Source organism: Rhizobium sp. CB3090 (assembly GCF_029714285.1).
In the GTDB taxonomy this organism is placed as follows: Bacteria; Pseudomonadota; Alphaproteobacteria; order Rhizobiales; family Rhizobiaceae; genus Rhizobium.
The window spans coordinates 982,481-1,006,892 of the sequence record NZ_CP121663.1 but is presented as its reverse complement, the minus strand read 5'-3'; the positions used below and the strand labels follow the sequence as shown (position 1 = coordinate 1,006,892).

Below are 24,412 nucleotides of genomic sequence, written 5' to 3'. Positions count from 1 at the left end.
TTACGCAGCCTCCCGTTCGACAAAGCGGCCCTTATCCAGACGCAACACGCGTCTGGCGGAACGCGCCGCCGCGTCGTCATGGGTGACCATGACGATGGTCTTACCGAGCTCCGAATTGAGGATGCGCAGCATGGTCAGCACGTCTTCGGCGGAATCGCGATCGAGATCGCCGGTCGGCTCGTCGCAGAGCAGCAGTTTCGGGTCGCTTGCCAAGGCCCTGGCGATCCCCACCCGCTGCTGTTGACCGCCCGAAAGCTCCGACGGCAGATGTTTGCGCCGGTCGGTGAGGCCGACAAGCGACATGATCGTCTCGACCCGCTCGCGACGTTGGCGCCGGGTCAGGCTCGTCAGCAGCAACGGAAGCTCGATATTCTGTTCCGCCGTCAACATCGGCATCAGATTGTAGAATTGAAACACGAAGCCGATATTGGCGCCTCGCCATTTTGTCAGGGCGCTTTCGTTCATCCGGCTGATGCGCGCATGTCCGAATGTGATCTCGCCGGCATCGGGGCGATCGATACCGCCGATGAGGTTCAGAAGTGTGGATTTGCCGGAGCCGGAAGGGCCGACGATCGCAACGAAATCGCCCCCGCGGATCGTCATGGTCAGATGCGAAAAGATCGTCACGGCGTTCTTTCCGATCCGGTAGTCTTTGCGCACATTGGCGATCGAAATGCTGCCGTCTTCCGGCATCGATGCACTTTCGTCCATCTCAAAATCCTCATTTGTTCAGGTTCGCTTGAAGGTCCGGAGCGTCCAAAGTGACCTTTGCCGCCATGTTCGGCAGCACCCGGGAAGGCGGCGTCAGGAATTCCAGCCGGGTGGTCACGGTGCCTTTCTGCAGCGAAGCTGCAGGCACAATCGTCCGCACCCGCATTTTGAAAGGCCGGTCCGGAAAGGCATCGAGAATGGCGACCGCCGTCTGGCCGGGCTGTAGCCGAGCGGCATTGGACTGTGCGATGTCGGCATCGATGGTCAGGGAGGTCGGGTCGAGAAGAATTGCGATTCCGTCTCGCGGCCCGCCGCCATCTGTTCCCGAGGCGACCGTGTCTCCGAGGCCGGCCAGCCGGGAGACGACCACGCCGTCGAAAGGCGCAATGATCTGGTGGAGGGACAGGGTTCTTTCCTGCTTATCCACCTGCAGTCGCGCGGTTTCGGCCGTTTGCCGCGCGACTTCGAGATCGCTGGTCAACTGCACGACCGCTAAGCTGTCGGCATCGAGGCTGCTGGTCGCGACAGCCCCGCGCTCGATAAGGAGTTTGGTGCGATCGAGAGTCTTGCGGGCTTGCTCCAGCGAGACCTCGACCCGGCGCGCCGCAGCAGTGGCAGCGACGGCCTGCGAGCTGGCGATCCTCAGGTCGATTTCGTCCGTCGTCGCATCGAGACGCGCAACGACCTGTCCCGCAACGAATTGATCGCCGACATCCAGCGGCAGGTCGACCACTCTGCCACCGATCTCCGGCCGTAGCGTGATCATCCGCCCGGCAACGACATAGCCGGAACCGACAATGGCCTGAGACAAAGGTTTTGCAGGCTCTTGGATGGTGGGGGCTTTGCCTTGTGAAGACGGCGAGGCCTCCTTTGCCGGCGCGGATACGGTTCCTGAGGCAAGGGCTTCCGAGAGCGCATTGGCGGATGGCGCGGGCATGAAATACGCAGCTGCTGCCAGTGCTGCGGTCATGCCTGCCAGTGTCACACCGAGCGTCCGCAATCGGCCGCGGGGCAACGAGGCGCGGGGAGGTGGCTCAAGGCGATCGATCGATAGCGACCGAAGCCGAGTTGCGATATTCGCTTCAGCATTCATGACAGGTCTCCAGACGTTTACGCCGTCAATCTCTGCTGCCGAGGCGTCCGGTGCGACCTCGATCATGATTCAGCACGTCTCGGATCGCGATCTGGATCGCCGGAAGCCGCGAGTCAGGCCATAGTAGCGGCCAATATGGTTGTCCGGGGAAAGGGTCTCATGCTGTTCGTGCCGCTGCCGTTCGTCGTTGCTCTCCTGCTCCTGCTGCTGTTTCTGGCCGTGGTGCGGCGCGATGACGAATTGGCGGCAAACCGCCCGTTTCTCATCCTGCTTCTGGTTTGCGCCTTGCAATCGGTTTTCGTGGGACTGCGCTGGGGTTACGGTTTGCAAGCGGTCGGCCATCTGACGCTCGCCTTTGCGACGATCATGCCGCCGCTTGTTTATGCCGGCGTTCGCAGGCTGGGCGCAGACACCCGCCGCCGCTGGCCCGTTCTTCTGACATTCTACAGCCTTCCCGCTGTTATCATCGCCCTGCTGGTTGTCGTCTGGCCGGAGGCCATCGATATTGGACTGATCCTGATTTACATGGCCTACGCCCTCGCGTTGCTCTGGCTTGTCCGGTCGGGTCCGGATGTGCTGCGCCTTGCGCCGTTCGAAGCGGCGCAGCCAGCCCATCGGGCACTCGTCTTCGCCGCTTTCGCCTTGTGCTTCTCGGCAATGGTCGACGCTCTCGTGCTATTCGATTTCGAATCGAACCATGGCGCGCATGCCGGCATGATCGTCAGCATTGCCAATCTTCTCGGACTGTTCATCCTCGGCATTGCAGCCGCAGCCGCGAGCCGGAATTCTACGCCCGCCGAAACCTTGGAGAGCGCGCCTCAATACGACCCTGCCGAAGACAAGGATACGATCGCCAAAATCCATGAGCTGATGCAGGAAAAAAGGCTGTATCGCGATGCCAATCTCAATCTTGAGCGTCTGGCCCGAAGGGCCGGGATACCGTCCCGGCGCATCTCGACTGCCATCAACCGGATCATGGCCAAGAATGTCTCGCAATATGTCAACGACTATCGCATTGCCGAGGCGTGCAGGCTGCTCGCCGAAACGGACCGATCCGTAACCGAGATCATGCTGGAAGCCGGCTTCCAGACCAAATCGAATTTCAATCGCGAGTTCCGCCGTGTCACCGACATGACGCCTGTCGCCTGGCGCGAGAAATGCGCTTGTCCCGTAAGTCCCGCTTAGCGCCTAAAGCGCGTCGCGATCTTTCAGATTCGCTCCGACGCTTTCGCTCTTTGTTTTTGCATGTCGTTCTCGCAAAACCGCCGCATACTTTTGCGCGACATGCATTAAGCCTTGTCCAGGGAGACAAAAGCCATAGATCAGCAACTATCCATTGCGAATGGCTGCCTCTACTCCTGTGCGATCGGACGACAAATCGGCATAGAATTGTCAAAAAAGTATCAGCCCGGCGTTCATGGCGTAGTAGCGGCGATGAATGTCCGCGCGTAAAGTCGGATCGTTGGAAAAGAACAACGGCCTCTGGGAGGAGGTGCCGGTGCGGGAGAAACCCGACGGCGGGCAGGCAGGAGGACGACATGAATCCAGATTTGGAAGTGGTCGCAATCGGCAGTGCCGAGTCCTTCAAGGCATGGGAACACGGCTATCCCTACCGCACGGTCCGCTGGCATTTCCATCCCGAATATGAAATCCACCATGTCGTCGCAACGACGGGACAATATTTCATCGGCGATTTCATCGGCGAATTCGAGCCCGGAAACCTTGTGCTGACAGGCCCGAATCTGCCGCACAACTGGGTGAGTGACGTGCCGCCAGGCACGTGCCTGCCGCTGCGCTGCCGGGTCCTTCAGTTCTCCGAATCCTTCTTTGCCGACGCTAATAGGGTTTTTCCAGAGCTTTCCGGATGCATCGACATCCTAGAGATGAGCCGCCGCGGCGTGCTGTTCACGCCGGAAACGGCAGCGCTCGTCGGGCCGATCCTCGGTGAGCTGGTCGAAGCCAAGGGAATTCGTCGCATCGAGCTTTTCATGAATGTGCTGAATGCTTTGAGCAGTGCTCAGAACGCCAGCACTCTCGCCAGTGCACGTTATCATCCCGATCCTTCAGGCTTTATGTCGGCCGGGGTCAACCAGGCATTGGCCTACATCAATACGCATCTGACGGAACCGTTCAGTGAAGCCGATCTTGCGGAGTTGACCGGCCAGAGCCCGAGTGCGTTCTCACGCAGCTTCCGCCGGCATACCGGCATGGCGCTCGTTCAATATGTCAATCGGCTGCGGATCAACTTCGCCTGCCATCTGCTGATGAGCAAAGTCGAGATGTCGATAACCGACATCTGCTTTGCCGCCGGCTTCAACAATATCTCGAACTTCAATCGTCGTTTTCTGGAGCAGAAGGGCATGGCGCCCTCGCGCTTCAGAACTTTGCTGGCCCAAAACGTAAGAGCGGTGGAGGCCGCCTAAAAGAGGAGGACCGGGAGGAGAGACCAGACAATCGGGGCAAGATGGAGCGGCATGAGAATTGCCCGAACGGGAACACTTGTCCGCATGTCAGCCCCAACAAGCATCGCCGCAGGGTCTGCTTTAAAGGCTGCACAACGGAACAGGCGTCGAGCTGAACACATGAGCTTGAGGCGTTATCAAAACAACTATCATTTGGAGCGGAGGAATTCCAATGACCCAATTCGCATTGAAACTGGCAGGTGCTGCAGCAGTCGCCATCGGCCTTCTGAGCGGCACGTCCGCATTTGCACAGTCCGCGAAAGTGACCGATGCGACGGTTGCTTTCCTGATGCCCGACCAGAGCTCGACGCGATACGAGGAGCATGACTATCCGGGTTTCCAGGCGGAGATGAAGAAGCTCTGTGCTGGCTGCAAGGTGATCTATCAGAATGCAAACGGTGACGCCTCTCGTCAGCAGCAGCAGTTCAACTCCGCCATTTCTCAGGGCGCGAAGGCAATCGTGCTCGATCCGGTCGATTCCACGGCGGCGGCTTCTCTCGTCAAGATGGCGCAGAGCCAGGGCGTAAAGGTCATTGCCTATGACCGTCCGATCCCATCGGCGGTGGCCGACTACTACGTTTCCTTCAACAACGAGGAAATCGGCAAGATGATCGCCAAGTCGCTGGTCGATCATCTGAAGGCGAAGAACGTAAAGGCTGGCGATGGAGGCCTTCTGGAAATCAATGGCTCGCCGACCGATGCGGCCGCAGGGCTGATCAAGAAGGGTATTCATGCCGGTCTCGCTGACGGCGGCTATCCGGTGCTTGCCGAGTTCGACACGCCGGAATGGGCGCCGCCGAAGGCACAGCAATGGGCAAGCGGCCAGATCACCCGCTTCGGCAAGAAGATCCTGGGCGTCGTTGCGGCCAATGACGGCACCGGCGGCGCGGCCGTCGCAGCCTTCAAGGCTGCCGGCATTGATCCGGTGCCGCCCGTCACCGGCAACGATGCGACGATCGCCGGCCTGCAGCTCATCATCGCCGGCGACCAGTACAACACGATCTCCAAGCCGAGCGAGATCGTTGCTGCGGCAGCGGCAAACGTCGCGATCCAGTTGCTGTCGGGCGAAGCGCCGAAAGCCGATACGAAGCTCTTCGATACACCGACGCAACTCTTCGTTCCGGCGCTCGTTACCTCGGAGAATCTGAAGGCCGAGATCATCGACAAGCAGGTCAACGGCAAGCCGATCCAGACTGCGGACCAGCTCTGCGGAGGCCGCTATGCGGAAGGCTGCAAGAAGCTCGGCATCATTAAGTGACCCATCCTCCCGCCAAATTCCCCGGCCGCTCCAGGGCGGCCGGGGAACCGGGAACCTATCCTGCTCCATACATATAGAAAGGCTCGCGACATATGACTGATGCTCCCGACCAAACAGCCGCGACAGGCGAGTTGGTGCTCAGCCTGCGAGGCATCTCCAAACATTTCGGCGCGGTGTCGGCGCTGACCGATATCGATCTCGACGTGCATGCGGGCGAAGTCGTCGCTCTCGTGGGCGATAACGGTGCCGGCAAGTCGACGCTCGTCAAGATTCTTGCCGGCGTTCACCAGCCGAGTGCCGGCACGATCAACTTTCGCGGCTCGAAGGTGACGTTGAGCGACCCGAGCACCGCCCTGCATCTGGGCATCGCCACCGTTTTCCAGGATCTGGCGCTCTGCGAAAACCTGGATGTCGTCGCCAATATATTTCTCGGGCGAGAACTCAGCCCCATGAAACTTGACGAGACCGCGATGGAGGTTCGCGCCTGGACGCTGCTGAACGAGCTTTCGGCGCGCATTCCGAGTGTCCGCATTCCGATCGCATCGCTCTCCGGCGGGCAGCGTCAGACAGTTGCGATCGCGCGGTCGCTGCTTCTGGAGCCGAAACTCATCCTGCTCGACGAGCCCACGGCAGCTCTCGGCGTCGCTCAGACAGCCGAAGTTCTGAATCTGATCGAGCGCGTTCGCGACCGTGGACTCGGAGTCGTCATGATCAGCCACAATATGGAAGACGTCCGGGCCGTGGCGGATCGTATCGTCGTGTTGAGGCTCGGCCGAAACAATGGAATTTTCTATCCCGATGCGTCCAATCAGGAACTCGTCAGTGCCATCACCGGCGCCAGCGAAAATGCAGTTTCGCGCCGTGCCGGGCGCCGTCAGGCGCAGCAGCAATTAGGGCAGGAGGGTCAGATATGACCAGCGACATCAAACAGGCGGGAACGCTCCTCGACCGCAGCGATATTCGCGTCAAACACCAAGCCGGTCTTGGCGGCACGATCCGTTCGTCGATCGACAAAGTGCGCTCCGGCGATCTTGGCTCGCTGCCGGTGGTCGTTGGCCTGATCATCATCTGGACAGTCTTCGGTACTCTCAATCCGACGTTCCTTTCGAGCAACAACCTCGCCAATCTTCTCTTCGATGCATCGACGGTCGGCGTCATCTCGCTCGGAATCGTCTGCGTCCTGATGGTAGGCGAAATCGATCTATCCGTCGGCTCGATCAGCGGCTTTGCCTCCGCCATGGTCGGCATGCTCTGGGTCAACGAGGGTTGGCCGGTGGCCGTTGCCGTTATCGCCGCGCTCCTCGTCGGCGGATTGATCGGATCGCTCTACGCATTGCTTTTCAACCGACTGGGAATGCCGAGCTTCGTTTCGACGCTGGCGGGCCTGCTGGCGGTGCTCGGCATGCAGCTCTATCTGCTTGGCGCCACGGGTTCGATCAACCTGCCCTATGGGTCGTCCATCGTGAATTTCGGCCAGCTCATGGTCATCCCGCGGCCGCTCGCCTATGTCTTTGCGCTGCTTCCCGGTATCGTGATGCTGGTGACAGGCTATCGCGCGGCTCTCCGCCGCCGCGAGGCCAATCTCTCCTCCCGGTCCATCGGCGGCTTGGTAGCACGCGCCGTTGCGATCAGCGTCGCGCTCGAATTCGTCGCCTTCTATCTCAATCAGGATCGCGGCATCCCGTGGATGTTTGCACTCTTCGCCGCCCTGGCCATCGTCATGAACTATGCACTGACGCGGACCCAATGGGGACGTTCGATGGCCGCCGTCGGCGGCAATCGTGAGGCGGCGCGCCGCGCGGGCATCAACGTCCGGCGCATCTACACGAGCGCCTTCGTTCTTTGCGCGATGTTCGCAGCACTCGGCGGCGTGCTCGCGGCGGCCCGTCTCGCATCGGCGAGCCAGCAGGCGGGTACGGGCGACGTCAATCTGAATGCGATTGCAGCCGCCGTCATCGGCGGAACGAGCCTCTTCGGTGGCCGCGGCAGCGCGTATTCGGCGCTGCTCGGCATCATCGTCATCCAGTCTATCGCGAGCGGGCTGACGATGCTCGATCTGTCCTCGGCCCTTCGCTACATGATCACCGGCGCGGTCCTCGCTATAGCCGTCATCGTCGACTCCCTGGCACGCCGGTCGCGCGTTTCGCACGGCCGGGCCTGATATAACGACCAAGGTAAGGAATGATATGAGACAGGAACTTTCTGGAAAGGTCGCAGCCATTACCGGAGCCGCCTCGGGGATCGGTCTTGAATGCGCCAAATCATTGTTGCAGGAGGGCGTGAGCGTCGCCCTGATCGACAGGGCCGGGGAATCTCTGAGGAACCTGTGTTCCGAGCTTGGCCCGGAGGCTTTTCCTCTGGTCGTGGACCTCACCGATCCTGCCAGTGTCGCAACGATGATGCCGCAGATTTTGAAAAGGTTCGGAAAGCTCGACATCTTTCACGCCAATGCCGGCTCTTATATCGGCGGTGAGGTCGTTGATGGTGATCCCGATGCCTGGGATCGGATGCTGAACCTGAACATCAATGCGGCGTTCAGATCAGTGCAGGCAGTGTTGCCCCATATGGTGGAGAGAAAGACCGGCGATATCATCATGACCAGTTCTATCGCCGGCCTGGTTCCCGTCGTGTGGGAGCCGATCTACACGGCCTCCAAACATGCAGTGCAGGCCTTCGTCCATACCGTGCGAAGGCAGGTCGCGAAACATGGCATTCGCGTTGGAGCGGTCGCTCCCGGCCCGGTGGTGACGGCTCTGATCAGCGACTGGCCGAAAGCGAAGCTCGATGAAACGATCGCGGCGGGCGGATTGATGGAAGCGACGGAGGTGGCGGACGCGGTGTTGTTCATGTTGTCCAGGCCGCGTAATGTCACGATCCGCGACCTCGTCATCCTTCCGAACAGCACGGACCTCTAGAAATGACGCAATATTTCATCGGTGTCGACGTCGGTACAGGCAGCGCCCGGGCGGGGGTCTTCACCGAGAATGGCAAGCTGCTGGCTTCGGCAAAACGCCCGATCACGATCTGGCATGAGGCCGGCAGCATCGTCGAGCAATCCAGCGAACAGATATGGAAAGCGGTATGCGCCAGTGTGAGGGAAGCCGTCGCCTCGGCCGGAATCCCGGTCTCGGCGGCCGCCGGGGTGGGATTCGACGCGACCTGTTCCCTCGTCGCCGTCAAAGCTGACGGTGCGCCGGTGGCTGTCGGTCCCTCCGGTGATCCGGATCGCAACATCATCGTCTGGATGGATCATCGTGCAGCCGGCGAGGCGGCTGAAATCAACAGCGGCAATCACGATGTTCTGCGTTACGTCGGAGGCACTATCTCGCCGGAGATGGAAACGCCGAAGCTTCTCTGGCTGAAGCGCAACCTGCCGCAATCCTTTGCCGCCGCCGATCACTTCTTCGACCTTGCCGACTATCTGACCTGGCGTGCGACCGGCTCGCTCAGCCGATCGGTCTGCACGGTCACCTGTAAGTGGACCTATCTTGCCCATGAGAAACGCTGGGATGCGGCCTATTTTGAGGCAATCGGCCTGAAAGAGCTGGCGGCGGAAGGCTTTTCGAGAATAGGCAGGGACATTGTCGAACCCGGTACGGCGCTGGCGAATGGGCTGACCGAGGCGGCCGCCGCCGATCTGAGGTTGCCGATCGGAACCTCTGTCGGAGCGGCCTTGATCGACGCCCATGCCGGCGGCGTCGGCACGCTTGGAGGGGATGGGGCGGACGGATCGGCAGTGCAAAACAGGCTCGCTTACGTCTTCGGCACGTCGGCCTGTTCGATGGCCTCGAGTAACAATCCGATCTTTGTCGGCGGCGTATGGGGACCATATTACTCGGCGATGATACCAGGCCTCTGGCTGACGGAAGGCGGACAATCGGCCGCTGGAGCCGCTATCGACCATCTCGTCACGATGCATCCCGCATCTGCCGAAGCGCGCGCCAAGGCGGAGATGGAAGGTCTCTCCCTCGTCGCATGGCTTGACCGTCAGGCCACCGAATTGTCTCCCGATTTGGGGCGGGCCGTCGAGCTTGCAGGGTTGATCCATGTTGTTCCGGAATTTCTCGGAAACCGGTCACCCCATGCCGATCCCGATGCCCGCGCGGTGATCGCCGGCGTCGGACTTGAGATCGAGATCGCCGACCTGATTTCGCTTTATATCGCCGGTCTCTGCGGTATCGGCTATGGCCTGAGACAGCTTTTGGAGACCTTGTCACGAGACGGTATCGAGATCGGTACGATCATTGCGAGCGGCGGTGCCGCCCAAAGCAATCTCGTGCGGCAGCTTTTGGCCGATGCTACGAATGTCCCAGTCGCCATCGCCAATACCGATGAGCCCGTTCTTCTGGGTGCGGCGATGCTAGGGGCCGTTGCCGCAGGATGTCATTCTTCGCTGCTGCAGGCGATGAAGGCGATGTCGAGTCTCTCGACAGTCTTCTCTCCTGCAGGTGGCGCTATCGGGGCGCTCCATGAGAGGCGTTATCGCGCTTTCGAGCTGCTGCAGTCCGCGGATCGGGAAATCCGTAGGTTCTCCGCCGCCGGCGCATGAGCGCTACCGCTTGAGCACCACCAATTGCCCCGGTTACGCAAAAAGTTCGCTGAGTTCCATTCGGGCGATATCTCGGAGCCGAACCGCCTCGCTCATGTCGATCGAGCGGTACGGCCACCGTAGCCGGGTGCCGACAGGTCCCCAATTGCCGATGGCGCAGAGGAGCTTGTCGAGCGCAGCGTTCGAGTAGCCCAACCGCTGGCGATACGGGGCGATGTGCGTTTCCATGAACTTGCAAATTCGCCGCTCCAGATCGAGTGCGGCATGAATGTCGTTTTGCATCGATGCGGTCCATGCTTGCGCGCCGCGGGGGCTCAGACAGCAGACGTTGGAAAAAGATCCCGCCGCAACGCCCTCCATAATACCGGTTGCAAGATGGTGACCGGGGACAAAGAGTGAGAGTGCGGAAAGGTGCTTGCGTGCTTCCGCATACCATTGCTCGTCGCCGTCAGCTATCTTTGCGCCGATGACACCTGGCGCCGCCGCGCAGATTCTAGCCAGTTCTTCCGGCGTCAGGACACGTTTGGCATGCGGCGGGTTGTAGAGGATGAGCGGTATGCCGTTTGCCGCATCGACAGCGCGTCTCAGGAAATCGATCGCTTCCTGATCCGTCACGGGCCACCAGTCGGGCAGGATGACCTGGATCGCCAGCGGTTTCAGGAGTGCTGCGCGGCGAACCCGTTCCAGCATAATGTGGGCATCCGGCTGGCATGCGCCGATGACGAAGTTCATGCCGGCCTTAACGCATCGTTGCGCCAACATCAGTTGAATGCGGTCGAACTCGCCTTCGGTCTGACTATGAAATTCCCCCGCCGTGCCATTCGAATAGATGCCGTCGACACCGGCGGCGATCAGGATGTCAATCTCTTCGCCGAGCTTTGCGAATTCGATGTCGTCGTCCGCCCCGATCGGCAGGAGAAGGCTCGCCCAATTGCCGGCGATGGCATGCCGCTTGTTTGCTGTCACTCTATGTCTCTTAGTTCAAATCATCGCGAATGCAGGCCTTGAAATGGCCCGGTGCGACCTCTCTCAACTCCGGAACCGCCTTCCCGCAAGCGTCCAATGCATGCGGACAACGCGTACGGAAGACGCAGCCGCTCGGCGGATTGGCCGGGCTCGGTATGTCGCCTTTGAGGATCTGGCGGTTGCGCCGGACGTTTGGGTCGGTCGAAGGGATCGCCGACAGCAGCGCACGCGTATAGGGGTGCTGCGGTCTGGCGTAGAGGTCGGCACTCGGCGCTATTTCCATGATGCGGCCGAGATAGAGCACGATCACCCGATCGCAGATATATTCGACGACGGCCAGATCATGCGAAATGAACAGCATGGTCAAGCCGAGGCGCATCTGCAATTCGCGCAGCAGATTGATGATCTGCGCCTGGATCGAAACGTCGAGCGCGGAGACCGGCTCGTCCGCCACGATGAATTCGGGCGACAAGGTCAAGGCGCGGGCGATGCCGATGCGCTGGCGCTGACCGCCTGAAAATTCATGCGCGTAGCGATTGATCGCGTCGGTCGGCAGATCGACTTGGGCGAGGGCGGACCGCGCTCGTTCAAGCCGTTCTTTGCCGGTTCCGATGCGCTGGATCTTTAGACCTTCCGTCAGAATCTCCCCGATTGTCATGCGCGGCGAGAGGCTGGCGAAGGGATCCTGAAAAATATACTGCATGCGCGGTCGCGTGCGTCTTAGCGCGGAGGCGGAAAGCGTGGTCAGCTCCAAGCCATCGAAGCGAACGCTGCCGGCGGACGGCTCCACAAGGCGCAGGACCGAACGTCCGATCGTGGTCTTTCCACTGCCGGATTCGCCCACAAGCCCGACGACCTCGCCCTTACCTATATCGAAGGAGATGCCCTGAAGAACGTTCAGCTTGGTACCTCGAGACGTATAGTGTTTCCCAAGATCGCGAACGGAGAGCAATGGCGCGCTCATCTATATCTCCCGCCATCTGATGCAGCGGCTGCGGTGCTGCGAACTGACCTCTTCGAGCGCCGGAACGGCTGCGCGGCAGGCATCGATTGCGTATTTGCAGCGCGGGGAAAATGCGCAGCCGGCAGGCATATTCATCAGGCTCGGGACCACGCCCGGAATGGCGGCGAGCTTCTCGCCGGCCTGCTTCATCCGCGCCGCATCGCCGAGACGCGGCATGGAGGCCAGCAAGCCCGTCGTATAGGGATGGCGCGGATTGCTGAAGACCACGCCGACCGGTCCTTCTTCGACGATCCGCCCCGCATACATGACCGCAACGCGGTGGGCGATCTCCGCGACGACACCGAGATTGTGCGTGATAAACAGCATCGCCATGCCGCGTTCGCGCTGCAGCCGGAGGAGCAGATCCAGAATCTGTGCCTGGATCGTCACGTCCAGCGCCGTCGTCGGCTCATCGGCAATCAGCAATGTCGGTTCGCAGGCGAGCGCCATGGCGATCGTTGCCCTCTGCCGCATGCCGCCCGACAGCTCATGCGGATATTGACGGGCGCGCCGCTTCGCATCCGGAATACCGACGCTGTCGAGCAGTTGGACAGCCGCATTCATCGCCGCTTTCCGATCCGCGCCGCGATGAATGCGGATCGGTTCCGATATCTGGTCGCCGATCGTGAAAACGGGATTGAGGCTCGACATCGGCTCCTGAAAGACCATGCCGATATCGTCGCCCCTGATCCTGCGCATAGCTTCGTCTTCAAGGGAGACCAGATTGCGGACCGCGCCGTTCTTCGTCTTCAGGCGAATGCTGCCCGCGGCGATCCTGCCGATATTGCGGGTGAGCAAACGCATTATGGAAAGGCTCGTCACGGATTTGCCGGAGCCGGATTCGCCGACGAGCGCCAGGGTTTCTCCGGCGGCAACTGTCAGGTCGATATCGTGGACGGCCGTGATCTCGCTGCCGTGGACGCGGAAGATCGTTCGCAGCCCCTTGATATCGAGAACGGGATCGGCGGTCGGCTCCATTATGCGCCTCAGTTCAGAAGGCCGGTTGCACGCAGGATGTCGTCGATCCGGGCCGTTTCAGCCTCGTTCAGCGCAGCGCGCGGCCGCGGCATGACGGCGGTATCGATGATCCCCAGACTGCGCATGGCGGCCTTGAACGCGCCGATGCCCGATGCGCCGCCGCTGACGCGGCCTTGGGCGACCCAAACGATTTCGAAGAGGCGGCAGAGGCGCTCCTGCTCCTTTTTCGCCGCCGCCCAATCGCCGCGCTGGGCGGCATCCCAGAGGCGCACGTAGCCATGCGGATCGACGTTGGCGATGCCGGGAACGACGCCATGCGCGCCCATCAGCAGGGCATTGTCGACGACTATCTCGGAGCCGGTCATCAGGAAGATGTCCTTGTGTTCGGCGAGATCGAGCAGCGCATAGCGGAAATTACCGTCATCACCGCTGGAATCCTTGAGGCCGATGATGGTGCCTTCCTTGGCGAGCGTCACGACGGTTTGCCGCTGCAGCTTCACATGAACGCAGACCGGAATGTCGTAGGCAACCACCGGGACGTCTACCGCATCCCTGATATAGCGGAAATGATCGAGGATCTCGGACTGACTTGTGACCGTATAGAAAGGTGCGGTGACCACCACTGCATCGGCGCCCGAGGCCTTTGCGACCTTCGAATGCGCGATCACCCGATCGGTCGTCGGATCGATGACGCCGACGATGAGCGGCACGCGGCCATTCACCACCTTTGCCGAATGTTCGATGATCTCGCGCCGCGTCTTTTCATCGTGAAAGATAACTTCGCTCGTCGAGCCGAGCACGAACACGCCATGGCAGCCGGCATCGATCAGATGTTCGAGAACACGGGTGTACGACGGATAGTCGACGGTGAAATCCTGATTGAGCGGGGTTACGACGGGGGGAACGACGCCCTTCAATTTGGTCATTTTCGCTTTCTTTCGATTGTCAGTTCAGTTCGGCACGAGGGTCGAAGGCATCTCTGAGGCCATCGCCGATGAAGTTGATTGCAAGCACGGCAAGGATCAGCGCTCCGCCGGGAAAGAGCCATTGCCAGGGATATTGTTCGAGAACGGCGGTCGAGCGGGCGGCATTGAGCATATTGCCCCAGCTTGCGACAGGCGGGGCGATGCCGAGACCAAGGAAGGAAAGGCCGGCCTCCAGCAGGATGGCATTGGCGATCTGCAGCGTCGCGTAGACCACGAGAATGTCGATCGCGTTCGGCAGGCCGTGGCGAAACAGCAGCTGCCCAATGCCGGCGCCCATGCCGCGCGATGCCATGACGAAATCGCGCTCGCGCAGTTCCAGAAGCCGCGAGCGGACCATGCGCGCAAGAAGCGGCCAGGAGAGCAGCGAGATGACGAGCACCGTCGGCCAGATGCCGGTTCCGGCGATCGATGCGAGCACCAGCAGGAAGATGACGGGCGGCAGAGTCATTACCAGATCGACGAAGCGCATCGAGACCGCGTCGGCCCACCGGCCTGCCAGCGCGGAAATGGCGCCAAAAAGGAAGCCGATGATCGCCGAGAGGACAGTTGATGCGGCGGCGACAAGTAGCGAAATCCGTCCGCCTTCCAGAACACGCGCGAAGACATCGCGGCCGACGCCGTCGGTTCCGAACCAGTGCGTAGCCGTCGGGCCGCTATTCATGGCGAGCAGATCGATATCGTTCGGCTGGAACGTCCACCACACCGGATAGGACAGGATCAGCAACAGCATCGGAATGGCGACGCAAATGCCGGCGACGGCGGCGCGGTTGAGCAGAAAGCGCTCGAATGCTCGGGCAAGTGGCCCAGGGCTGCGGCGGAATGTCGAGCGAGCAAACATCGTCAGCCCACCTTGATGCGGGGATCGACGACCGCATAGGTGACGTCGGTCAGCAGATTGACGACGATGACGCAGATGCCGATGATGAGCGTCGCGCCCATGATCACCGGATAGTCGCGCGTCTCCACGGCATTGACGAGAAGCAGACCCATGCCCGGCCAGTTGAAGACGCTTTCGATGAAGATGGCGCCGCCGATTGCAAGCCCAATGGTGGAACCGATGAGGGTTACGATGGGAAGGAGGGCGTTGCGCAGCGCATGCTTGGTGATGACCCAGAACTCCTTAACACCCTTGGCGCGGGCTGTGCGCACATAGTCCTGATTGAGAACTTCGAGCAGCGAAGCGCGCATATAACGCGTGATCAATGCCGCCTGGGCGATGGAGAGCAGCGCGGCGGGCAGAATCAGGTGATGTAGGAGATCGCCGACCGAGAATTCCTCGCCTGGCGTCAGCATGCCGCCGGAGGGCATCCAATGCAGGCGGACGGAAAAGATATAGAGGCCGACAAGGGCGCTGAGGAATGCGGGACTAGAAATTCCGGTAAGCGCGAACACCGAGAAGGACAGATCGGCGAACGAATTGCGGCGAACGGCGCTGAAAACGCCGACAGCTATGCCGGCAATAATGGCGATCACCAATGCCGATCCCATGAGGAGCACCGTCGGTCCGATCCGAGACAACACGAGACCCAGAACCGGCTGGTCGAGACGCTTGATCGAATAGCCGAGATTGCCCGTCAGAGCGTTCTGCAGCCATGCGAGATATTGCAGCGGCAGGGGCTGGTCGAGGCCCAGGCTCCTGCGCAGATTGGCAAGGTCGGTCGGCGACATCGGGACGTTCGGATCGATATAGGCGTCGATCGGATCGCCCGGCGTCAGACGCAACAGCAGGAAGATCAGCATGCTCAGGGCGATGAGCATGCCTATCCCTATCATCAGGCGCCGAAGGCTGTATCGAAGCATTGTAAATCCGTCTTCTTAGGGTGGCCGAGGGCCACCCTCAGGGCTTTTGGAAGCGAGCGCCTTATTCGGCGATCGACCATTTCTGCGGATCGGCCTGATAAGGGCCGCCGCCCGGCGCCGGCGTCCAGACGAAATCCTTCACCTTGGACGAAACGATCCCGTAGCGCTTTGCCACCCAGAGCGTTGCCCAGGGCAGTTCCGTATTCATGACCTTGCAGACGTCCTGGTAGCGACCGTCGCGCTTCGAGCTGTCGGTCTCGGCAAGTGCGGCATTGAGCGCCGCGCTCAGATCCGGCATGCGCGCCCGAACGACATTCGCTCCGGCCGGTGGAATCTGGCTTTCGTTCAGCCCGACATTGATGCTTCCGGCATCCGGGCCGTTCTGAAGTCCGGCATAGACCATCTGGAACTGTGCGACATCGGGTTTTGGATTGAGCACGATGCTGTTATAGGTCGGCGCATCGACTGCACGCGGTACGACATTAATGCCGACCTGCGCGAGCATGGCTTGAACTGCAGCCAGAACATTGGTCGCGAGCGGCGTCGTGTAATAGGTCAGCAGTGTAATCTGCTTGCTGCCGTTGATCTGATCCCATCCCGCTTCCGTCAGCAATTGCTTGGCCTTTGCCGGGTCGTAGGCATAGTCGTCAATGCCTTTCGGTGCCAGTTGCTCGGCCACATAGGCGCAATTGGCAGGCTTGGCCGCGCCGCCATAAAGGTTCTTGATGATGGCATCGCGATTGATCGCGTACATCACCGCCTTGCGGACGCGCGCATCCTTCCAGATCGGGGATTCCTGGTTGAAGCCGAGATAGTTGACGACGAAGGAATCGCCTTCGATGACTCTAAAATTCTTGTCGTCCTTGAAAGTCGGCACGTCGTTGGAATCGACGTAGGTGAACTGGATTTCACCGGACCTCAGAGCAGCGATCGCCGCAGCCGGATTAGCAAAATAGCGATTGATGATGCGTTCGAGCGCCGGTTTGCCGCCGCGGTAGTCGGTGTTGGCGGCGAGCTCGACATATTGATCGGATACGTACTTCGTGAACTTGAAAGGTCCGGTGCCGATCGGCGTCGTGGACCACCATGTACTCTTCGCCAACTGATCGGCCGGTATCGAGGACAGGGCATGCTCCGGCAGCATCATGACCTTGGTCATGGTGTCGAGAAAACTGCCGGTCGGTGCGCTCAGCTTGATGACGACCGTGTGCTCGTCCGGTGTTTCAACGGATGAGATGCTCTGCAGCCTGGCGGCAAGCACCGAACCGGTCTTGGCGTCCTTTGCGAGGCCGATGGTGAATTTGGCATCCTCGGCCGTGAATGGCTGGCCGTCATGCCATTTGGCGTCCGCCAGTTTGAACGTGTAGCTCTTCTGATCCGGGCTCACCTCATAGGAACTCGCGAGCTCGCCGACGACTTTTTGCAGCTTCTCGTCATAGGTGACGAGCGGTTCGTAATAGATGCTGAGCCAGGTGAAGCCGGCGGTTGCGGCAAGCGGATTGAAGTTGCCCTGGAAGCCGCCCGGGCCGACATCGAAGCCACCGGAAAGGGTCGCTGCCTGCGCCTCGCCAGCAAGGGCCGGAATTGCGGTTGTCGACAGCATGGCTGCAAGCGCAATGACGGATAATCTAAACGGTCCTCTCATGTGTTCCTCCCACATTTGAACTTGTCTTGTTGCTGGCAATCACCCGGGCAATGCCCTCGTAGTGGCGATCCAGACGCCTGCGCGCCTCCTCCAGATCTTTTGCTTCCACTGCATCCACGATCGCGGCGTGATCCCGCCACGTCGCCATCGGGTCGATGTTCTCCAAGTTGACGAAATCGGACGCCTTGTAGAAAGCGAGCCAGAAGACATCGATCAGCCGCACGAGCGTTTCATTGTGCTGGCAACGGAAGAGCAGCCGGTGAAAGAGCTGATCGTCTTCGGCGAAGGTCTCTCCGCGCTCAGCATGGACGCGCATCCGGTCGACCGTGCTGCGCAGTTCGGCGATGTCCTCCTCGCCGATCATCTCGATCGTCTTGCCGATCAATCCGACTTCCAGCGTACGGCGGATTTCGAGGACTTCCTCGATTTGCCGCAGTGCGCCGCCGAGCCCATAGGCAAGATTGTCGAGCAGCGGCTCGAAGGAAAAAGCCTTCACGAAGATGCCGACTCCCCGCCGCGTCTCCAGCACGCCGAGCGATTCCAGCGCCTTGATTCCCTCGCGTAAGGAATTCCGGCTGACGCCGAGCTGCGTCGCGAGCTCTCCTTCAGCCGGTAGAAGCGTGCCGGGCGCCAAACCGTTTTCATCGATGTAGGCGCGCAGACTCTCCTGGACCGAAACGTGCAGCAGAGGTGCTCGCGTCAAGGGTTTCATCGATTTCAAGGCCATCTTCGGTGTCTTCCAGGGAGTGATTGAGATAAAGTTTACATATCCACTTGTAGGATATCTGTCAAATAACGTTTCCGATCGGTAGTGAGAGGTCTTCGGCTTCGTCATCCCTTGGGATGAATTCGCTGTTCCGAGTGATGCTGACAACAAGCGGGCTGCGCCGAGAACTTTCGGGGCATCGTTCTCATTCGCGGTAAGCGGCGCCGGCCTTCAATGGCGTAGCTTCCGCGGTGGCAGTGTCAGTGTGTTAGCGGGGGGCGAGATGACTTCAGCCGCTGGTGCTCTCGCGGGGCAACAGTGCAAATCCGAGGTCCGTCTGTTCCATATCGGGCTTGGCTCCCGTTTCTAGCGCCGTAAGAACTTTCTCCGCCGCAAGCTTTCCGGTTTCATAGCGGCGTGTCGCGATGGAGGAGAGTGACGGGGAAACACAGGCTGCGAATTCGAGATCGTGAAAACCGATGATCGATATGTCATCCGGTACCCGGAGGCCCCGCTTGCGGCATTCCTGCATCGCGCCAAGAGCGAGACTGTCATCGGTGCAGAATATGGCTTCGGGCACTTTGCCGCGTTCATGCGCCATGGCAAAGAGTTCCGATCCCAGCGCCACCGAACTGTGCCGCGGCTTCGGGGCGATGATTTCCGCACTTGGCACGTCGGCATCTCGCATGGCCTTGTGATACCCATCGAAGCGCGACTGGGCACGATGATCAAGGTTTCCGGTGAGAAACGCGATCCGATGAAAGCCGCGTTCGATGAGATGGCGGGTCGCCGTGTAGCCGGCATGTTCCTGCGACATGCCGATGTTGAGATTTATCGGGTCGTCGGAAAGTTCAAAGGTTTCGACGACCGGCAGGTTTGCTTGCGTGAGAAGCTGCCTCGAAAGCGCCGTGTGGTGAATGCCGGCTATGATGATCGCTTCGACCCTTTGTCCCAGCAGCGCTTTGATCGCGTTTTCTTCTTCGATTTCGGAATAGCGGCTGTTGACGACCAGTACCTGGAAACCGGCGTCGATCAGAACTTCATGCAGAGCAAAAAGGTATTCGGCGAAGATCACGTTATAGAGGGTCGGCACGATCACGCCGATCGTGTGGGTTCGCGACGAGGCAAGCCTGCTCGCTGCAACATTCGGAACATAACCGAGTTCGTTGACCGCAGCATGGACGCGCAGGCGCAATCCCTCCGACACCGCCCCGGGCTTCCTCAGAACGCGGGATACGGTAATGGGGCTGACGCCAGCTAGGTTTGCCACATCGTCCAAGGTTATTCGGCGCATCAAGTATCGTTCACATGTTGTTGAATTCGAATTCAGCGAAATAAGAATATCTATAAATACTTCATAGTTGACAGCGCTAGCAATTAGAATTTGACAGCGCTGTCAACCATGTTACGCTCCCAGAAATTCGGAAGGGATGGGATGGAGCCTTTTCCGGATTCAATCATGCCGATCAAAAAAGAAGGGGCGATGCAATTCGCCCGAGGAGGAGGACTTCTATGCTGAAAGCTATCAAAGTAAGATCCGCTCGGATCGCCGTGTTTTCCATACCATTCATTGCATTGCTGAGTGGTGTTGCCTATGCGGAACCAAAAGTCGTATCCGGTCCCGCGGGCGACCCGAAATGCATGACGCCCTGGGCAGCCGATACGCAATTTCTGCAATTCCCGAAAAAAGAAGGTCCCTACCGGATCGCACTTGCCAACGGCTATATCGCCAATACCTGGCGCATTCAGATGGTGCAGACGGCCAAGGCTTATGCGGCGCAACCCGATGTTGCAGCCAAGCTGAAGGAGTTCAAGGTCGTGTCGACGGGGGAAGATGTTCCTGCCCAGATATCGGCAATCAACAATTTCATTGACGCAGGTTACGATGCAATCGTGGTAGATGCACAGAACCCGACCGCCTTCGGCCCTGTCATCAAGCGCGCCAAGCAGGCCGGTGTCATCCTGGTTGCTTTCGACAATACGCTCGATACCAAGGACGCCATCAACGTCAACGTCGATCAAAAAGGTCTGGGTGTCATTTGGGCCGATTGGCTCGTGAAGCATATGCCCAACGGCGGCAAGGTCCTCGAAGTGAGAGGCGTTGCCGGCACCTCCGTCGATACCGATCGGCACAACGGCATCAAGGAGACGCTGGATGCGTCCGGCAAGAAGTTCAATGTGACGGAAGTTGTCGGCAAATGGGACGACGGCGTTGCGCAGAAGGCGACAGCTGACGCCATCGCGACCAACGGTCCCTTTGACGGTATCACGGCGCAGGGTGGCGATACCGGTGTCGTACAGGCGATGATGGATGCCAAGCATCCCTTCGTGCCCTTCGGTGGCGAGACGGAAAATGGCTTCCGCAAGCTTTGCGCGGCGCATTCGGCCGATGGCCTCAAATGTGCGTCCGCGGGCACCGGACCGGCTCAGGTCGCGGTTGCTATCAAGACAGCGATCGCCGCTCTGGAAGGTCAGGTCGTACCCCAGGCCGTAAAGCTCCCGACAGCTCTTGTCGAAGATCCGAACTTCAAGGAAGGCCAGGATTATTATCCCAAGCAGTCAGATAATTTCTTCGTCGGCAATTCCTTCCCCACCTGTGGCATCAATTTCACGGCTCAGGAGATCATGGGCCAGACAAAGGAAAACCAATAATTACCTTTGATTCCGACGCTTGACTGCGGACCGTCGCGTCCGCAGTCTCGTTCTTGCGGCACCCGATGGGAGGTTGGGGCGTGAGTTTATCCGAACCGTTTTTCCGGATGGAAGGCATATCCAAGCGCTATGGCGGTGTCGTCGCGCTGAAAGAGGCCAACATCGCCATTCGGCCGGGAGCCATACACGCCGTTCTCGGTGAGAATGGCGCAGGCAAATCGACTCTCATCAAGATCATGGCAGGGGTCGTTGCGGCGGACGAGGGTCGCATGGTGTTCGACGGCAAAGAGGTATCTTTCGCCACGCCTGCAGCCGCCAATAACGCGGGTATCGTCTGCGTCTTCCAGGAATTATCGCTGATCCCTGATCTGTCAGTCGCCGACAATGTCGTCATCAGCAATCCGCCATTGCGGTTCGGCATGATTGATCGTCGCAGGCAGAGGCAGATTGCTGAAGAGGCCCTCGCGCGTGCCGGCGCTTCCGATATCCACCCGTCCTCTCTCGTCAAAGATCTGCCGCTCTCCCGCCGCCAGATGGTCGAGATTGCCAAGGCGCTTGCCCGTAAACCGCGGATCATGATCCTCGATGAAGCAACGTCGGCGTTGACCCAACCTGATGTCGAAAAAGTGTTCAGCGTGCTGAAGCGGCTGCGCTCCGAGGGCATGGCGCTCATCTACATTTCGCATCGTATGCACGAAATTGCGCAACTGGCGGATGAGTGCACCGTCTTTCGCAACGGGCGCAGCATCGAATCCTATCCGGCCGGTACGAAGACCGATCATCAGGTGATCGAGCTGATGATCGGACGCGAATATACCAGCGTCTTTCCCCCGAAACACACGGTCGGGAATGGACTTGCGCCGATCCTCTCGTGCCGGGATCTTTCCTGGGGCGACCGGCTTTCTGCCATAAGCTTCGATGTCAAGCCCGGCGAGATCGTCGGCCTCGGCGGATTGGACGGGCAGGGGCAGCGGGAGCTGCTGCTGGCCCTGTTCGGTGTGCTGCGCGACGTCAGGGGCGATGTGCAGATTGCAGGCCGAAGTGTCTCGATGAAAAGCCCGAAACAGGCAAAATCCGGCGATACGTCGATTGCGCTGATCCCGGAGGACCGAAAAACCGAAGGGCTCATGCTGCCCATGACCGTGCGCGAAAACCTGTCGATTGCGGCACTCGACAGCGTGTCGAGCAGGGGCGTGATCGACCGCGCCGCGGAAGCCGACAGGATCGACGAACTCCTCAAGTTGCTGGCGATCAAGGCCGCGACGATCGATATGCCGGTCGGAGCGCTCTCCGGCGGCAATCAGCAAAAGGTCGTCATTGCCAAGTGGCTGATGAACCGGCCGAAGATCGTTTTGCTGAATGATCCGACCAGAGGCATCGATGTCGGTACCAAGCAGGAAATCTACGTCTTGCTCCGCAAGCTTGCGGAAGCCGGCGTCGCGCTCATCTTCTATTCGACCGATTATGACGAGCTGATCGGTTGCTGCGATCGGGTACTGGTGATGTACGACGGCAGCATCGTCCGGGTGCTGGAGGGCTCTGATATCAATGAACGCGAATTGATTGGCAGTGCGCTCAACATCGGTGCACACCTGACGGAACAGAAGGTCGGCCAATGAAAGAGATACCACACGGCGAATGGCGCTTCTGGTATGCGCAACACAAGGGGACGCTGCTGGCCGCGGCGCTCTTTGCCGTCATGTTCGTGATTTATGTCTCGAACCACCCTGCGGGATTTACTCCCAATGTCGTGCAGACCGCATCGAACAAGGCTGCATTGCTGGCTTTCGTCGCGATGGCACAATGTTTTGTGGTGATTACAGCCGGCATCGATCTTTCCGTCGGCATGATCCTCATTCTCTGCAATTGCCTCGCCTCCTGGCTTGTCGTCGGAACGCCGTTTGAGACCGCCTTGGGTGTTGTCGCCGTTCTTTTGACGGGGCTCGCCTGCGGCACGCTGAACGGGTTGATCATCATCTTCGGGCGGCTGCAGCCGATCGTGACCACGATCGCGACAAGCGCAATCTTCTTTGGATTGGCCCTGGTATTGCGTCCGACACCCGGCGGTGCGGTGAACGAGACGCTGGCGGATGCCTTTACCTCCAAGCTTTTCGGTGTCTTTCCCGCAAGTCTGGTCGTGCTTGCTGCCACCCTCCTGGTCTGCTGGATACCGTTCAGCCGGTCGATTTTGGGCCGCGCCGCCTATGCAGCAGGGTCCGCCGAAAACGCTGCGTACATGTCCGGCATGCCGATCAAGCGTGCGAAGTTCGCAGCCTATGCCCTGGCCGGATTGATGTCGGCGATCGGCGGGCTTTATCTGACCTTCTTTTCCTATACGGGTGAAGCGGCCTTCGCGAGCGGCAATGCCTACACGCTTTATTCGATCGCCGCTGTAGTGCTCGGCGGCGTTTCGCTGGCGGGTGGAAAAGGTGGCGCGGTCGGGGCGGTCTTCGGCGCATTGGCTTTCCGCACGATCGGCGACCTGCTGTTCGTCTTCGATCTCGACCCCCTTTGGCAGCCCCTGTTCCAGGGCGTGGTGCTGATGCTGGCGATCAGCATCGGCTGCATGGGTCTTGCGCGGGTTCGCAACCGTCTGGAGTGGTTTCAATGAGCGAGGATGCATCCCTCATGCAGCGATCCGGCATACCTGCGCACTTGCGTCGCGTCGATCCGGCCGTGGCAATCGCCTTCGGCTGCATCCTTCTGCTGCTTCTCGGCGGCTCCATCTACTCGTCGAATTTCCTGTCGCCGGACTATCTGCTGCAGCAATTGAAGGTCGCTTCCTTTCTCGGTGTCATAGCGACCGGCATGATGATGGTCATTCTCATCGGGCAGATCGACCTCTCGGTTCCCTGGGTCGTTGCTGCCGGAGCGATGATGGCTTGCGCGGCAACTGCCTATGGTAGTGTCGGATCTTTTTTTGCCATCCCGTTTGGGATCTTGTGCGGCGCGGTGATCGGCGGGGTCAACGGCCTTGCGGTTGCCTATCTGCGCATCCCGTCGATGATCATCACGCTTGCGACGAATGCGGTCGTGCAAGGGCTGATGGTCGTCTATACCGGCGGGTTTGCGCCTCAGGATGCGGCGTCACCGGCGATGCGTTTTCTCGCGACCGGTTATGTCATACCCCCGATTCCGAACGGTGTGCTCGTCTGGCTGGTCGTCGGCCTTCTCGCCGTTTTCCTGCTTGTGAGAACCACATTCGGCCGTTCGCTATATGCGATCGGAAACAGGGAGAGAGCCGCCTACATGTCGGGGATCGACACGCGCCGCATCACTCTGCTGGCATTCGTCATTTCTGGCGGGCTCGGTGCTCTGGGCGGCGTACTTCTGGCTGGCTATGCCTCCAAAGCATCGCAATCGATGGGAGACGCCTATCTCTTGCCGTCGATTGCGGCTGTCGTCCTCGGGGGTACGCATGTGCTGGGCGGCAAGGGATCGTATCTCGGAACCGTCGCCGGCGTCATCCTGATCACCCTTCTTCAGTCCATCCTCTCGGTCATGCAGATCGAAGAAGCCGGACGGCAGCTCGTCTATGGCGTCGTTATCATCTGCATGCTGCTGCTCTATGGGCGACAAAAGCTGAGTTAGGAATGCATGGTT

The 24,412-nt window shown here is 59.9% G+C and carries 22 protein-coding genes; 11 read left to right on the top strand and 11 right to left on the bottom strand.

Features of this window, described 5'->3' with window-relative positions; translation table 11 throughout:
- Both QA646_RS23360 and QA646_RS23355 read right to left on the bottom strand, forming a co-directional pair.
- The gene (locus QA646_RS23360; RefSeq protein ID WP_283059122.1) at positions 1-711 is read right to left on the bottom strand and encodes an ABC transporter ATP-binding protein; all 711 of its coding nucleotides are present in this window, start codon (positions 709-711) and stop codon (positions 1-3) included.
- Positions 712-721: 10 nt separating this feature from the next.
- Positions 722-1,804, bottom strand: a complete 1,083-nt coding sequence (locus QA646_RS23355) for an efflux RND transporter periplasmic adaptor subunit (protein WP_283059121.1) — start codon at positions 1,802-1,804, stop codon at positions 722-724.
- A 159-nt stretch (positions 1,805-1,963) separates the two neighbouring features.
- Here QA646_RS23355 and QA646_RS23350 point away from each other — a divergent pair, with 159 nt between their 5' ends.
- The 7 genes from QA646_RS23350 (at position 1,964) to QA646_RS23320 (ending at position 10,073) form a co-directional block, all read left to right on the top strand.
- Positions 1,964-2,989, top strand: a complete 1,026-nt coding sequence (locus QA646_RS23350; RefSeq protein WP_283059120.1) for an AraC family transcriptional regulator — start codon at positions 1,964-1,966, stop codon at positions 2,987-2,989.
- Between the two features lie 353 nt (positions 2,990-3,342).
- Positions 3,343-4,227 (top strand): AraC family transcriptional regulator, encoded by an 885-nt coding sequence (locus QA646_RS23345; protein ID WP_283059119.1) that lies wholly within the window; start codon positions 3,343-3,345, stop codon positions 4,225-4,227.
- A gap of 211 nt (positions 4,228-4,438) precedes the next feature.
- The gene (locus QA646_RS23340) at positions 4,439-5,524 is read left to right on the top strand and encodes a sugar ABC transporter substrate-binding protein (RefSeq protein ID WP_283059118.1); all 1,086 of its coding nucleotides are present in this window, start codon (positions 4,439-4,441) and stop codon (positions 5,522-5,524) included.
- A 92-nt stretch (positions 5,525-5,616) separates the two neighbouring features.
- Positions 5,617-6,438: an ATP-binding cassette domain-containing protein gene (locus tag QA646_RS23335; RefSeq protein WP_283059117.1), complete on the top strand. Its 822-nt coding sequence runs from the start codon at positions 5,617-5,619 to the stop codon at positions 6,436-6,438.
- Positions 6,435-7,685: a sugar ABC transporter permease gene (locus QA646_RS23330; RefSeq protein ID WP_283059116.1), complete on the top strand. Its 1,251-nt coding sequence runs from the start codon at positions 6,435-6,437 to the stop codon at positions 7,683-7,685. Before QA646_RS23335 ends, QA646_RS23330 begins: the two co-directional genes overlap by 4 nt.
- A 25-nt stretch (positions 7,686-7,710) precedes the next feature.
- On the top strand, positions 7,711-8,439 hold the full coding sequence (locus QA646_RS23325) for an SDR family oxidoreductase (RefSeq protein ID WP_283059115.1): 729 nt from the start codon (positions 7,711-7,713) through the stop codon (positions 8,437-8,439).
- A 2-nt stretch (positions 8,440-8,441) separates the two neighbouring features.
- Positions 8,442-10,073 (top strand): FGGY-family carbohydrate kinase, encoded by a 1,632-nt coding sequence (locus QA646_RS23320; RefSeq protein ID WP_283059114.1) that lies wholly within the window; start codon positions 8,442-8,444, stop codon positions 10,071-10,073.
- A 33-nt stretch (positions 10,074-10,106) separates the two neighbouring features.
- Here the strand turns inward: QA646_RS23320 and QA646_RS23315 are convergent, their stop codons facing one another.
- The 9 genes from QA646_RS23315 to QA646_RS23275 form a co-directional block, all read right to left on the bottom strand.
- Positions 10,107-11,039, bottom strand: coding sequence for a dihydrodipicolinate synthase family protein (locus QA646_RS23315; protein ID WP_283059113.1), 933 nt, complete (start codon positions 11,037-11,039; stop codon positions 10,107-10,109).
- Positions 11,040-11,049: 10 nt separating this feature from the next.
- A complete protein-coding gene (locus QA646_RS23310) occupies positions 11,050-12,003 on the bottom strand; it encodes an oligopeptide/dipeptide ABC transporter ATP-binding protein (RefSeq protein WP_283059112.1) in 954 nt (317 codons plus the stop codon).
- Positions 12,004-13,020: an ABC transporter ATP-binding protein gene (locus QA646_RS23305; RefSeq protein WP_283059111.1), complete on the bottom strand. Its 1,017-nt coding sequence runs from the start codon at positions 13,018-13,020 to the stop codon at positions 12,004-12,006. It abuts the gene before it with no gap.
- An 8-nt stretch (positions 13,021-13,028) separates the two neighbouring features.
- Positions 13,029-13,946, bottom strand: coding sequence for a dihydrodipicolinate synthase family protein (locus QA646_RS23300; protein ID WP_283059110.1), 918 nt, complete (start codon positions 13,944-13,946; stop codon positions 13,029-13,031).
- A 19-nt stretch (positions 13,947-13,965) separates the two neighbouring features.
- On the bottom strand, positions 13,966-14,844 hold the full coding sequence (locus QA646_RS23295) for an ABC transporter permease (protein ID WP_283059109.1): 879 nt from the start codon (positions 14,842-14,844) through the stop codon (positions 13,966-13,968).
- A gap of 2 nt (positions 14,845-14,846) precedes the next feature.
- On the bottom strand, positions 14,847-15,806 hold the full coding sequence (locus QA646_RS23290; protein WP_283059108.1) for an ABC transporter permease: 960 nt from the start codon (positions 15,804-15,806) through the stop codon (positions 14,847-14,849).
- Positions 15,807-15,867: 61 nt separating this feature from the next.
- Positions 15,868-17,451: an ABC transporter substrate-binding protein gene (locus QA646_RS23285; protein ID WP_283059107.1), complete on the bottom strand. Its 1,584-nt coding sequence runs from the start codon at positions 17,449-17,451 to the stop codon at positions 15,868-15,870.
- Positions 17,435-18,178, bottom strand: coding sequence for a FadR/GntR family transcriptional regulator (locus QA646_RS23280; protein WP_283059106.1), 744 nt, complete (start codon positions 18,176-18,178; stop codon positions 17,435-17,437). The genes QA646_RS23285 and QA646_RS23280 overlap by 17 nt, the downstream gene beginning before the upstream one ends.
- A 268-nt stretch (positions 18,179-18,446) precedes the next feature.
- On the bottom strand, positions 18,447-19,451 hold the full coding sequence (locus QA646_RS23275; RefSeq protein WP_283059105.1) for a LacI family DNA-binding transcriptional regulator: 1,005 nt from the start codon (positions 19,449-19,451) through the stop codon (positions 18,447-18,449).
- A gap of 218 nt (positions 19,452-19,669) precedes the next feature.
- Between QA646_RS23275 and QA646_RS23270 the strand changes: the two genes are divergently transcribed.
- The 4 genes from QA646_RS23270 to QA646_RS23255 all read left to right on the top strand — a co-directional run bounded on the left by QA646_RS23270 (position 19,670) and on the right by QA646_RS23255 (position 24,400).
- On the top strand, positions 19,670-20,809 hold the full coding sequence (locus QA646_RS23270; protein WP_283059104.1) for a sugar ABC transporter substrate-binding protein: 1,140 nt from the start codon (positions 19,670-19,672) through the stop codon (positions 20,807-20,809).
- Between the two features lie 80 nt (positions 20,810-20,889).
- Positions 20,890-22,428, top strand: a complete 1,539-nt coding sequence (locus QA646_RS23265) for a sugar ABC transporter ATP-binding protein (RefSeq protein ID WP_283059103.1) — start codon at positions 20,890-20,892, stop codon at positions 22,426-22,428.
- A complete protein-coding gene (locus tag QA646_RS23260; protein ID WP_283059102.1) occupies positions 22,425-23,420 on the top strand; it encodes an ABC transporter permease in 996 nt (331 codons plus the stop codon). Before QA646_RS23265 ends, QA646_RS23260 begins: the two co-directional genes overlap by 4 nt.
- A complete protein-coding gene (locus tag QA646_RS23255; protein WP_283059101.1) occupies positions 23,417-24,400 on the top strand; it encodes an ABC transporter permease in 984 nt (327 codons plus the stop codon). The genes QA646_RS23260 and QA646_RS23255 overlap by 4 nt, the downstream gene beginning before the upstream one ends.
- Positions 24,401-24,412 lie beyond the last annotated feature (12 nt).